The sequence below is a fragment of the Shewanella hanedai genome, from assembly GCF_007197645.1.
Lineage (GTDB): Bacteria > Pseudomonadota > Gammaproteobacteria > Enterobacterales > Shewanellaceae > Shewanella > Shewanella hanedai.
In genome coordinates this window covers 39,452-52,517 of the sequence record NZ_VKGK01000024.1, presented here as the reverse complement: position 1 = coordinate 52,517, position 13,066 = coordinate 39,452, and the positions used below count along the sequence as shown (strand labels likewise).

The 13,066-nt window shown below is 43.0% G+C and carries 9 protein-coding genes; 5 read left to right on the top strand and 4 right to left on the bottom strand.

Annotated features, from left to right (window positions below):
- The first annotated feature begins 72 nt into the window (after positions 1 to 72).
- On the top strand, positions 73 to 825 hold the full coding sequence (locus FN961_RS17920; RefSeq protein WP_144041553.1) for a Nif3-like dinuclear metal center hexameric protein: 753 nt from the start codon (positions 73 to 75) through the stop codon (positions 823 to 825).
- Positions 826 to 901: 76 nt separating this feature from the next.
- Here FN961_RS17920 and dsbB read toward each other — a convergent pair whose 3' ends face one another.
- Together dsbB and nhaB are read right to left on the bottom strand one after the other, a co-directional pair.
- Entirely contained in the window at positions 902 to 1,411 is a 510-nt protein-coding gene (dsbB, locus tag FN961_RS17915; RefSeq protein ID WP_144041552.1) for a disulfide bond formation protein DsbB, read from the bottom strand.
- A gap of 104 nt (positions 1,412 to 1,515) precedes the next feature.
- Entirely contained in the window at positions 1,516 to 3,114 is a 1,599-nt protein-coding gene (gene nhaB, locus FN961_RS17910) for a sodium/proton antiporter NhaB (RefSeq protein ID WP_144041551.1), read from the bottom strand.
- Between the two features lie 308 nt (positions 3,115 to 3,422).
- Between nhaB and fadR the strand changes: the two genes are divergently transcribed.
- A complete protein-coding gene (gene fadR / locus FN961_RS17905; RefSeq protein WP_144041550.1) occupies positions 3,423 to 4,172 on the top strand; it encodes a fatty acid metabolism transcriptional regulator FadR in 750 nt (249 codons plus the stop codon).
- 91 nt (positions 4,173 to 4,263) lie between these two features.
- Here the strand turns inward: fadR and tamB are convergent, their stop codons facing one another.
- On the bottom strand, positions 4,264 to 8,139 hold the full coding sequence (tamB, locus tag FN961_RS17900) for an autotransporter assembly complex protein TamB (protein WP_229814726.1): 3,876 nt from the start codon (positions 8,137 to 8,139) through the stop codon (positions 4,264 to 4,266).
- Complete coding sequence (locus FN961_RS17895; RefSeq protein WP_444544672.1) at positions 8,136 to 9,977, bottom strand: autotransporter assembly complex protein TamA; 1,842 nt, start codon at positions 9,975 to 9,977, stop codon at positions 8,136 to 8,138. Before FN961_RS17895 ends, tamB begins: the two co-directional genes overlap by 4 nt.
- Before the next feature lie 140 nt (positions 9,978 to 10,117).
- On the opposite strand from FN961_RS17895, the gene FN961_RS17890 reads away from it, so the two are divergent.
- The 3 genes from FN961_RS17890 to FN961_RS17880 all read left to right on the top strand — a co-directional run bounded on the left by FN961_RS17890 (position 10,118) and on the right by FN961_RS17880 (position 13,030).
- Positions 10,118 to 11,170, top strand: coding sequence for an isoaspartyl peptidase/L-asparaginase family protein (locus FN961_RS17890; RefSeq protein ID WP_144041548.1), 1,053 nt, complete (start codon positions 10,118 to 10,120; stop codon positions 11,168 to 11,170).
- A 218-nt stretch (positions 11,171 to 11,388) separates the two neighbouring features.
- Positions 11,389 to 11,805 carry a CBS domain-containing protein gene (locus tag FN961_RS17885; RefSeq protein WP_144041547.1) on the top strand — a complete coding sequence of 139 codons (417 nt, stop codon included), beginning with the start codon at positions 11,389 to 11,391 and terminating at the stop codon, positions 11,803 to 11,805.
- Between the two features lie 109 nt (positions 11,806 to 11,914).
- Positions 11,915 to 13,030, top strand: a complete 1,116-nt coding sequence (locus FN961_RS17880) for a GGDEF domain-containing protein (RefSeq protein WP_144041546.1) — start codon at positions 11,915 to 11,917, stop codon at positions 13,028 to 13,030.
- Positions 13,031 to 13,066: the final 36 nt, after the last annotated feature.

The window sequence follows — 13,066 nt, the reverse complement described above, 5'->3', positions numbered from 1 at the left end:
TTATCGACTCAGTATAGTTAATAATTTTGCATTGATGAGTTACACTTCTACAAAATATCAAGGGGTAGCTTCATGACACGTACAGAGTTAAGTCAGTATCTTTCTGACTTTTTACAGATATCCAAGTACAAAGATTACGCACCAAATGGCCTTCAAGTTGAAGGTAAAACAGAAATCTCGACCATAGTGACTGGAGTCACTGCGTGTCAGGCATTAATTGATCAAGCCATTGCGTTAGAGGCTGATGCTATTTTGGTTCATCATGGCTTTTTTTGGAAAGGTGAGGCACAGGTCATTACAGGCATGAAGCAGAGAAGAATAAAATCTCTGCTCAATAACGACATTAACCTATTCGGTTACCATCTTCCTTTAGATGGTCATCCCATGTTAGGCAATAATGCAGAGCTTGCGCGTCAGCTTGATATTGTTGGTGCGGAAGCTGTAGAGGGGGTAGCGCAAGGATTAATTTGGCAGGGGCGACTCGATAAGCCAATAACTGCTAAAGCGTTTTCAGCAAGGTTAAATCAAGTATTAGATCGCTGTGCGCTTCATATCGGTAATGAAGATGAGTTGATAGATACACTCGCTTGGTGTACTGGTGGCGCACAGGATTATATCGATATAGCCGCAGATTTGGGCGTCGATGCTTTTATTAGCGGAGAAGTGTCAGAGCGTACTTACCACAGTGCTATCGAGCTTGGCATTCATTATTTTTCTGCAGGGCATCATGCGACAGAACGCTATGGCATTCAGGCATTAGGTGAGCATTTGGCGCGTGAATTTAATCTCGAGCATCACTTTGTGGATATTAATAATCCGGTGTAGGTTCTGCGAGTATTTATTCCATGATGAACTAAACAAAAAACGCCCAACAGGGCGTTTTTTTGGCGTAAAAATAGGGTTAATGTGTTTTGCGTAACGCAGGTATAGCAAAGACCGCCAATGCGATTAAATATGCTGAGAATGCGACTATCATCCATTGACCCATAGTAACACCAGCCATCTCCCATGGAATATCAGTGCACATACCTGTTGGCATAAACACAGAAGGTATCCACTCATGAAGCGGCATCCAAGTTGGGAATTCAGGTAGGAAAGAGCAGGTTGAAAATGGTGATGGATTGGTCTGCATATCAACCAGTTCAAGGGCCAATTTTAATCCCCAAGCTGCACTGACTCCCCAACCAATAATAGCAATGAGTCGCATAAATCGGTTTTTATGACCAATAACACCAATTAATCCAGCAGCTAGAATGCCGAATATAGCTAGCCTTTGATAGATACACATCACACAAGGGTCTAACTTCATCACATATTGAAAGAATAAGGCGCAGAGCTCAAGGCCAAGAGCTGTGCCTGCTAGTATGAGCCAAGCAAGACGTGATTGTGCGAACTGTGTGACTGGATTCAAGACTGAATTCTCCCTAATTAGGTTAATAAAAAACGCCCTGCGAGGGCGTTTTTAAGACTTTTCTAATTTAAATAAGTTCAGTTTATACTGAGTTTATTTACTAATTAGTGTGCGGACGCCGGTAATTCAGTTGCGACTTCAACAGCATCTCTGAGCGAATGATGAATGATGATGTTGGTATCATAAAAATACTGTGTCATTTGTTCAAGTCCACCTAACTGAATCGCTAACACGCCGACAATCGATAATACGATTGTGTATGGTAGCGCCATCCACACCATACGGCCGTATGATAAGCGGACCAATGGGGCGATTGCAGAGGTAAGCAAAAACAAGAAGGCTGCCTGACCATTTGGTGTTGCCACCGATGGTAGGTTGGTACCAGTGTTAATGGCTACAGCGAGTAGATCAAATTGATCTCGGGTTATCTGTCCTGATAAGAGGGCTGCCTTGACTTCATTGATGTAAACCGTGCCAACAAACACGTTGTCACTGACCATAGACAACAGACCATTAGCGATATAGAAGATAACTAATTGAGTATTACCTTCATAGCTTAACGCCCATTGAATAACCGGAGCAAACAACTGTTGATCGATAATCACAGCAACAACAGCAAAGAAAACAGCTAACAATGCAGTGAAAGGTAGGGCTTCTTCAAACGCTTTACCCAGTGCATGCTCGTTCGTTACGCCATTGAATGCCGTTGCCAAAATGATAACAGACAGACCAATAAGGCCGACTGAAGCTAAGTGAAGGGCTAATCCGACAATCAACCAAATTCCGATAAAGGCTTGTACGATAAGCTTCATCTTGTCATGGTTAGTGCGCTTTGCATCTTCGTGAGCTTCATAGTCGGATAGGATCTTATGTACTGCTGCTGGTAGCTCTTGCCCATAGCCAAAGACTTTAAACTTTTCAACTAAGAAACAGGTTAAGATGCCAGCAAAAAAGACAGGAACGGTCACTGGTGACATACGTATCGCAAACTCGGAAAATTGCCAATTTGCTTGAGCAGCAATGATTAAGTTTTGTGGCTCACCGACCATAGTACAAACACCACCAAGGGCAGTACCAATACCAGCATGCATCAATAAATTACGTAAGAATCCTCGAAATGCTTCTAACTCATCATCACACAACTGTTGCTGCCCGTCAGAGGTGTGGTCGTGATCGTCTGTGAAGGTTTTACCAGATGCAACTTTATGATAGATAGAGTAGAAACCAACTGCGACTGCGATGATGACAGCAATAACGGTTAATGCATCGAGAAAGGCGGATAGAAATGCCGATGCGATACAGAACATCATGGACACGGCTATTTTAGATTTCACTTTAGTGATCATCTTAGTGAAGCCGAATAGTAATAACTGCTTCATAAAGTAGATACCCGCCACCATGAAGACCAGTAAGAGTAGGACTTCTAAGTTAGCTTCGATCTCATGAAAAACTTGGCTGGGGGATGTCATGCCTATCGCAACGGCTTGGATGGCAAGTAATCCACCAGGCTGAAGTGGGTAGCATTTTAATGCCATGGCTAAGGTGAAGATAAATTCAACGACCAATAACCATCCGGCTATAAACGGATTGATATAAAACACAATCGGATTAATTATTAAAAATGATAAAATTGCGATTTTGAACCACTTAGGTGAGTTACCCAAGAAGTTATCAATAAACGCCTGACTCATCGTCACAGGCATGGCACCCTCTCAAAATTGATAGATATTATGATTAGTAGTGTTAGACCACCATCTTTTGAAGCGCCCAAGTCTAGCGTAAAGAGGCTAGTGTTTAATAGCCTATCGACATTGAAAGCTTAAAAAAATCTTAAATTGTCGACTCAATCAGCAAAAAAAGCTCAAATGAACGAATAAAGTCTGCTTTTGCAGTGTTTTGTGACTTTAAGCTTTGATCTTTCCCTGTTTTGATCTACAAAGGTTTCCATTTATCCTCTCTCTGGTATGATCAGTGGATATATCATGTGAATTGAATTTGGAAAACTACCCTGATGACAATTGTCCAAAAAGCTCCGCCTGTGGCAAAGAACAGAGATATTATAGAAGCCAAGGGGCCTGCGAGTTTTGCTGAGAAATATATTGTCCGTTCTATTTGGGAGGATAAGTTTCCACCTGGTTCAATATTACCTGCTGAGAGAGAGCTATCAGAACTGATTGGCGTGACGCGCACAACATTGCGGGAAGTGCTTCAGCGGTTAGCCAGAGATGGCTGGTTGACGATTCAACATGGTAAGCCAACCCGAGTGAATGATATTTGGGAAAGTTCAGGTTTAAACGTATTAGAAACCATCGCGGATCTTAATCCGGCTGGTGAGCCAGTATTACTTGAGCAGCTATTGTCGGCTCGAACTAATATTAGTGCGATATATTTTAAAGGGGCTGTACGTCATAACCCAGATAAAGTGTTAGAAGCATTAAAAGAGATATCTTTGCTAAATAACGATCCTAAGGCTTATGTTCAGTTTGATTATCAACTGCACCACACCTTAGCCTATAACTCAGGCAATCCTCTTTATGTGTTAATCCTCAATGGGTTTAAAGGTCTTTATAGTCGAGTGGGTGAAGATTACTTTGGTATCGACAAAGCCCGTGAGTTAGCCTTTGAGTTTTATGAAGCCTTGCAGCAACTTGCACAAGATAAAAATCATAACGCCATTCCAGCACTGATGCGCAGTTACGGCATAAACAGTGGCAAAGTGTGGCAGCGATTTAAAAATAGCCAACAAGCTGTCCCTGAGTAGGTCTGTTTCAGAATAGTGGGATAAGTTAACCCAAACAAAAAACCGCTGTTAAGCGGTTTTTTTGTGGGTGGGAATAATACTAAAACTGCGATTAATCAATATCGAAGTTGTAGTAAAGATCCAATGACTGCTCCACTGTACCTGACACGGTTTCGAGGTAGAGTTGGGATAAAAGGTAATACCTTACCGTTATTTCATAGCCAGGATTGAATACCCCAACCCCATATTTGACCATTAAGTCCTCCCCAATATACCCACTAATTGCGACACGGCCATCATCATTCGCATCAAGTTGAACATTTGAAAACCCAATGTCTTCGATGAGACTGGTGGCAGAGTTACCGATATTATTAATCGCTCCTCCTCCAAGCTGGTTACTTAAACTTAATGCTGCACCCAACATCAAGCTGCTATTTTCATCTGCATCATTACCACGAAATCCAGTGCCTTTAATGATGTAGGAGAGGATCTCTGCCTGCTCTTTTGCCGGTGATGAAAACAGGGTAACAATAGGTTTGTGTGGTGTGCCAGTTATCTTGACCCCTGCAATTACATCGCCATCTTTGATCTCTCTTACAGCTTCTATATTGAGGTTAGGAACAGCTAAAGGACCAATAAATTGAACTTCACCGGTCTTAATCTCTAGCGTTTGACCTAAAAACTTATAGGTCCCATTTACGACTCGAATATCGCCGTACAAGAGTGGCGGATTGAGGGCCTCTTTCATCAAGTCCAGTGTTCCGGTCAATCGACCTCTCAACCCCATGCCGTTGATTCTGAGTTTGTCAGCGACATTGATTTTTATATTGGTGGTAAAGGCTAGTGGTATCCGCTCTTTCTCACCTGAGGAGATACTGTCTTCAAATACCACATCCGAAGACACGGCAACACCACCTGCGGGCAACTGAACTATCTTGATGTCACCAGATGGGATATCAAGTAGGCCTTGAATATCAAGGCTGTCTTTTTTAAATCGTATCTTGAGATCGGGTGAGACATCAATCAATGCAAGCGGCGGTTGAATAATGGCCAGATCTTTACCCGCAAATGTCAGGTCTCCGGTAAATGCTGTACCGCCCCAATCGAGTACACCATTAAGATTAGCCTTGCCTTTGCCCATGAGCCAATGGCCGTCGACATTAGCTTGTTGGCCTGAAAGCGTAATGGAAAGGTCAATATCCTCAAGCAATGTTGGGTTTGCTGTGACCAGCAGCTCACCCTGTTTTAATGAAATGCCGCCAGAAATGTCTGGTTTGCTTAATGTTCCTGCAATGGTTAACTCACTGGATACTTTACCTGCGAGGCGTTCCAGTTGTGGCATAAACTCAGCAAGGGCCGCTAAGTTTATTTGGTGCAGTTTAGTGTAGCCTGAGATGGTTCTGTCAGGAGTGACATTAATATCTAACTTGCCTTCCCAACTGGCGATGTCATGAGAGTCAAAGGTAACCTGAGTTGTTAGCATCTTCTCATCTAGTCGTGCTTGAAGATTAAGCAGTTTGTAGCCGATATCTAAGCTTCGACTATTGTTATTGAGACTGATATGACCCGGTTCGAAGTTCAGCTCTAAAAATCCAGTCGGCTTACTGCCTGGTTGCCATTCAAGTTGAGTGTTTAATGTTGCAGGGGCTTGCCAGGATAAACTTTCTGGCAAAAGAGGTGTTAATAGCGAACCAATGTCACCCTTAAAATTGACGACCATATCGCCTTTACTACCAAGCTCTGCGGCATCATCGAGGCATAATTTTCCATCTTTATGCTGCCAACAGAAGGTATCAATCACGCCAGATTTTTTCTTATTGTCCCAAGTTATGTCAAAAGGGGATTGAAGCACCCATGGGCCAATAACGGAGTTCAGATCAAGGGCCTGAATTTTAGCTGCTAATTTTTCAGTATCAGGATCGAAAGTTGAGAACACCTCTGTATTGAGTTGCAGATCCCCCTTTGTGTGTAAGCTAAGTGTTTGTTCTTTTTCATCACCTTTTGAGTCGAACGTAATCGAGTCGAGCTCAATATCATCCCAACTTAAATAGCCAGATTTGAGTGAAAGCGCAAACTGATGAGCATTTAATGGCTGATAGGCGCCCTTTATCGTGATTTTATCCAGTTCTGCTTGCTCAAACATCAGATCGAGTGCATTGGCTGTGAACCCTATTTCTGGCTGTTTATTTTTCCCCGAAACGTTAATTTTTGCCTTAATGCTCCCAGATGTACCCGGGTGCCAAAGGTTTAAATTTGGCACATCCAATAGCACATTCACTGCCCAAGTATCCTTCACCGTACCAGAGATGGTTAAAACCGATTGCAGTGCACTGAGTGCTAAGCTGTCAGCGCTGAGGTTTAGACTATCATTGACTGAAATGTCACCTAGCAGCTTGAATGGGTAGCCTTGGATCTCACCGGTTAGATCTGATTTTGACATTCCCACTTGCCACTTGTTATCGCCAAATGTTCCTTGGGTATGAAATTGGCCTGTGATGAGGCTTGCGGGCAGCGGGTTGTCTAATTTAAGTTTGAGTTGCTCCATCTTAAATTGAGAGAGGCTAACATCTGCATTCCATGTGATCTGATTGCCATAATTGGCGTTACCAGAGACGATGAACTCACCAATGTCGCCTTTTGCATTGAGGTGTTTTAGTGTTATCTCATGGCCTGAATGTTGAAATTCAGTGTCGATAGCCAATTCCGGTTGATAAGGTGTATTGAACCGTCCAGATAAGACAACTGACTGATGACTCAGATCGCCATGGCTGGTTAATTCAACAGATTCGCCAGTATATAAGGGGGTGTTTAAAGGCCAAGTTAACCGTTTGCTCTTGAGTTTAAGGTGATAAGGTAAACTTGGTGAAGCCAAAACGATATCACCGTCCAGTGAGAATCGAACATGACCAGAGCCCGTAGCGGTAATGGCTAACTTTTTAAAACCGCCTTTAGCCTTTAAATCAACTTCTTGTGGATTCAGTTCTGGGAGTTCATTAATATGCTTTGCGTCAACCGCAGCCGTGATGTTCATCGGGTAATCGTCTTTGAGCGAAATTTCGCCATTGAGGTCAAGGTCACCGTAAGTGTGTTCAACGGCTAGACGATCCACATGCACAAGGAAACTGTGATAACTGGCTTTGAGGTTTATCTGTTTAAATTTGTCTTCTCGCTTACCCAATTTGAGTCGGCTGTCGCTTAATTTGGCATCGGAAACAAACACCGGGATAGGCATAAACACTTCAGGAAGATGAGCCATAGCCCATTCACTGTCTGCGTGCTGAGTGACAGGTGCATTTTTATCATCTGAACTGACAGGAATAGAAACGAGTAACCCCTGGCTATTGAGGTAGCTGACTCTAATTCCCGTTTGCTGCCATTGCGCCTGAGTTTGCAAAAGTTGGGTATTAAAGTGCATGTCATCGACTCTGACTTGTACATCGGCAAGGTCGGCCTTTTGCAGATCAATGCCAAAGGGAAGTTGAATCTCTTCATATGCACTTTCTTTTGTGTCAGTGGTTAATGCGGGTGAGGGTGCCTCACTGGCCTGCTCATCCGTTAACTTATCCGTGTCTATCTCGACCAAGATGTTAGAAGCGATGAGCTCCTCAACACAAAGTTGCTTTTTCAATAGACACATGGGCAACCACTGAAGTTTTAGTGCTTTGATATCAACACTGATCCCGTCCATTTCCCAGCGGGCATCTTTCACCTCGAGTTGACTGTTTATTGTTCCTGATACATAAGTGATACTGAGATCGGGGACAAAAGTGTCGGCCAGAAATACCGTGATTCGGCTACCAAAATCGGTGCCAATTAAGATGGCGATGATGATCAGTAAACTAAGCGGGATATAGAACAGCAACCGAGACAGAGTTTTAAAATAACGTAAACAAGTCGTTAGAAAACTCGCTTTGGGTGTATCAGTTGTGCAGTTTTGCTGTTTAGTATCTTGCTCGCTATGGGACTCTTGATTCATAGGCTGGCTCATAATTCAGACCCCATGGTCAAGTGGATGCGCCAAGGGCGATCAACGGTGTCAGTCTCTTTTAATCCAACACCTAGATCCAACTTTATTGGCCCAATGGGTGAGATCCAGTGAATTCCAGGGCCAACAGAGACGATAGGTTCAATTTGGTTAACATCAAAGGCGTTACCAGCATCAACAAAAGCGGCGACTCGCCAAGTAGGGGTTAAGTAATACTGATACTCGAGACTCCCCACCATCAAATATCGGCCACCCACGACTTGTCGGGTTAACTCACCGCTAGCGCTGGTATAGTCCAAATAGGGACCCAGCTCTTGGTAACTATAGCCTCGAATACTCTGATCACCGCCTGCAAAGTAACGCAATGAAGGCGGAATAAATGCTAAGTCCTCTTCAGTTGCTAAGTTAATGCCTAAATCAAGGCGGGTGACAATGCGATGTTTTTCAAAAAAGGTATCTATCCATTTGTATTTGGTTTGAATGCGAGTCAGGCGAACTGAAGACCCTAAAGAGGGGTTGGCGTATTCCACGCTGTAGTGTTGAAAATATCCCGATTTAGGATCTAAGCTGTTATCACTTCGAACCGTTTTGGACATGCTGGCACCAAACAGGACGAAAGTGGGGTCGTAATCTATTTCTGATTGTGTGTAATGTTCACGAATGCCCTCGAGCGAGTAGCTGAGTAGCCAATTATTATCTAATTTTTGCTGCCGAATGACCCCGACTAGGAACTTGTTTGCTTCTAATTCACCTGTATTTTTAAATTTCTTATCATTAGGATCATAAACCTGAGTGACGCCATATTTATCTCTTAAAATCCCCAGACGGATCTTCAGTTGGTCATCAAGCGGGTGGGTTAACGGTATCGTATAAGTGGTCAAAAATTTAGGTTTGTCAGGTGCCCACTCTAAGCTGGTTTCTTGTGATTGTCCAAAACGGTTGATCTGTGGTGTCCGCCAGGTGAGCCTGACTCTCGGTTCAAGGGTTTTTTCCGTGGTATTTCCGATGTCGGCACCTAAGCCTAACTCAATAGAGTGACTAGGTTTGGGGCTGACCTCGACTTTAATTGGCACATAGAAATCGACAGACTTGTCGACTAAAGGCAGTACTTTAATATTTGAAAAATAGCCCGTGTCTAATAGCTCCCGATTCAATGAGGCAATATTTGCTGTACTGTATGGACTGTCAATCTTGAACGGGATCAAAGATTGCATTAAATCACTATTCAATGTTTGTCCTTCGAAACTGACATCACCAATAAGGTAACGCTGGCCTGAATCGTAATTTAAGGTGATCCGCGCGGTGTTCATGTCGCGATTAACGGTGATCACCGACTTGATATATTTGCCATCAAAATAGCCTCGAGCTAAGGCGAGTGTGACAAGCTGGGATTTTATCTGCTCATAAATACCATCATTAAGAATATCACCGGGCCTGATGGTGAGACTATTCAGCCAGTCAAGAACAACGGGGTCGTGAAGAATTTCTCCATCTAGATTGATATCTACCCATTCAATGATGGTTGGGGGCCCAGGTTTGATGGTGAGCTTTAGCGTCCACGTACCTTCTTCAGGGGATAAAACTTCTCGTTCAACCTGACCATGGTAATAGCCAAGCGAATGTAGCGCAGCTGAGATGTTATCTTCTGCGTTGAAGATATAGGCTCTGCGCTGAACTTTGGAGCTGGGGAGCTGGCCTAAATGTGCCCGAATGTTTCTGTCTAACTCTCCGGAAACACCCTGAATATTTAATGTTAACCAGTCATCGGCATGTGCGGAAAAGGAGCACAGTAAACTGACGATGAAGCTAAGGCTAATAGACCATAAACCTAATGTACGTATATGCAAAAAGAGCGGCTCATGTTAGTTCAGATGAATACTGTGACCATTGTCGCTAGATTATCGAATACAGGCAAGTTGATGATTGTAATTAAATCCATAAATGGTTACAAAGAGTGCAAATAAAAATAATGGATGTACAAATGATAAATAAAACAAGAATAACAGGCCTACTTTTCGCTATTTTAACGTCATATTCCTCTCACCTATGGGCGAATGATGAGAAACCCTTTTCTATCGCTATTCATGGCGGGGCAGGAACCATCTCAAAAGCAAACCTGAGTGACGAGCAAGAGCAAGCGTATAGAGATAAATTGTCACAGGCGATTAATGCAGGATATAAAGTGCTAGAAAAAGGCGGTGATAGTCTTGTCGCCATCCAAGCAGCCATTAATGTCATGGAAAACAGTCCACTGTTTAATGCTGGGGTCGGCGCTGTGTATACTTTTGACGGTCAACATGAAATGGATGCCTCTATTATGGATGGTCAAACCATGAATGCGGGTGCGGTTGCAGGGGTAAAACACATTAAAAACCCAATCAATTTGGCTGAAGCGGTGATGACTAAGTCACCCCATGTCATGTTGTCTGGCGCAGGTGCTGAGGAGTTTGCACTCACACAGGGCTTTCAACTGGTTCCCGTGACGCATTTTGATACCGAGAAACGTTATGAGCAGCTTATTGATGCTAAAAAGAAGATAAAAACCGCTGAAGCTGCAAAAGACTACCAAGCAGCAAATCATATGATGGGACGTGACTATTTAGATCTTGACTATAAATTTGGCACTGTAGGCGCGGTAGCGTTAGATCAAAATGGCAATTTAGCTGCAGGAACCTCAACTGGCGGAATGACGGCAAAGCGTTTTGGTCGTATAGGTGATTCGCCAGTTATCGGTGCAGGTACTTATGCCGAAAATGGCGTGTGTGCAGTATCGGCAACGGGCCATGGAGAGTATTTTATTCGCTACCATGTGGCTGGTGATATCTGCGCCAAAGTGAAATATCAGCAGAAATCGATCATCCAAGCGGCTGATGAAGTGATTAATCAACGTTTGATCACAGCTGGTGGGACAGGCGGCGTGATAGCAATCGATCAACGAGGCAATATCGCAACCCCTTTCAATACCGAAGGCATGTACCGCGCGACTCGAAAGAGTGGAGAAGAAGCGCAAGTGATGATTTGGCGCGATAAATAATTGGTTATAAAGTAAATAAAGTCTTAGCCCGCAAAGGAAACCCCATCGTGGGCTAGGTTAATCATGTCGCTAATATTCTTTTCTCCCCTCGTTAAAATGATTAACAAACTGAGTATCTCTTGTTAATAGCCAATTTAGATTAAGACTATCGGTTGTTTTGTGTTCAGATATTGAATAGGTTAGGTAGACTGGGTTTACTATTTTTGTTGGAGAATATTATGGATTCTATAAAAATCATTAATCACATGGATCGCCATCCCGTATTATTGAATGCTGATATGACCATGGCTTCAGCGGTAGATGCCCTATTAAGTAAGAAGAAACTTGGGGCGCCTGTAGTGGACGATAAAGGACACTTAGTTGGATTTCTGTCTCAGCAAGACTGCATGTCAGTGATGCTTAAGAGCAGTTATCATTGCGATTTAGTGGCTACAGTCAGTGACTGTATGCGAACCGATGTGCTTTGGGTTGCACCTGAAGACAGTATTTTAAAACTGGCTGAACAGATGTTAGGTCCCAAACCTAAAGTCTATCCTGTGGTTGAAGAAGGTAGGGTTATTGGCACCATTAACCGTACTGATGTACTGAACGCGATTAATATCTACATGCAGCAGTGCTACTTATCGCCGGTATAAACCGTGGGGTGCGTCTCATGATAGGGTAGAGTGAAACCGCTTTCTGGATTGTCTATTTAGGATTTGAGTTCACTTTACTTTTCATTCCCTTGGACTATGCTTTTCTTCTATGAAACAAAGAGAAGTGATACGTCTAAATGAAGCCCTTATCGAACACGCCAATGCTCAAATAGTGCGTGGCTTTAGACGGTTTGCGCAATTCTCATGTATTTTCCTATTTTTTATTGCTGCCATCAGTTTACTCAAGGTCTATTCCAATTCTGGTAGAGAATATCTAGTCGTTGTTTTTGGTATTAGCAGTGTTGTTTTTGTTACCTCCTATTTGCGTATTACACTCAAGACCCTTCATCATGACGATTTAAAGCGAGCTTACATTAACCTCTTTTTAATCTTGTTTGCTTGGTTATTGGTTATGCTCAGCTTAATCATCATCGAAGATAGTTTTTGGCCTTATGTGGACTTCATTGCTTATACGCTATTGATTGTAATGCTGACCTGTTTTTATCCTAATAGTCGTTTTTTCTACAGTGCTTTACTGTTTTTGACTCTATCGATGGTCACCATGCACCTCTATATCAGTCGTGGAGACAGTATGATGTTTGTTGTCGCCTATCTGATTATTGGTTTTGTATTGAACCGATGTCGTGAGCGTTTTGCTAAATATTACTATGACGGACTTGCAAGCCAGCATGAAAACTCTCTGTTGCTCTCTAAGTTAGACAACCTTGCCATGAGAGATGGGTTAACAGGGGTGAGTAACCGAAAGCATCTCGATGATAGGTTAAACATTGAGATTAAGCGTGCCAATCGTTGTGGTAAACCATTAAGTGTCATCTTATTAGATGTGGATTATTTTAAACGTTATAACCAGAGCGTAGGCCATCAAGCGGGGGATCTGTGCCTGATTGATATCGCTAATGTATTGCAGACATGTATTCAGAGACCCGATGATATGCTTGCCAGATATGGGGGAGAGGAGTTTGCGATATTACTGCCTGACACAGGCCTCGAATCTGCGGTAAGAATTACCAAGAAGGTTCAAGACAGTTTGAAAGCAGCAAAAATGCTTCACCCTGATTCACCTATAGGCGGTTGGGCGACTGTTTCTGCAGGGATCGCAACCTGGGAAGGGCAGAACATTCGAATGCTTGTTAAGCAAGTTGAAAATGCCTTATCTGATGCAAAGTTGGCTGGCCGTAACTGTTACGTTGTCTCATCATCATGACTTTTCCTCATTAGAATAGATACGCAGAAGTAATTA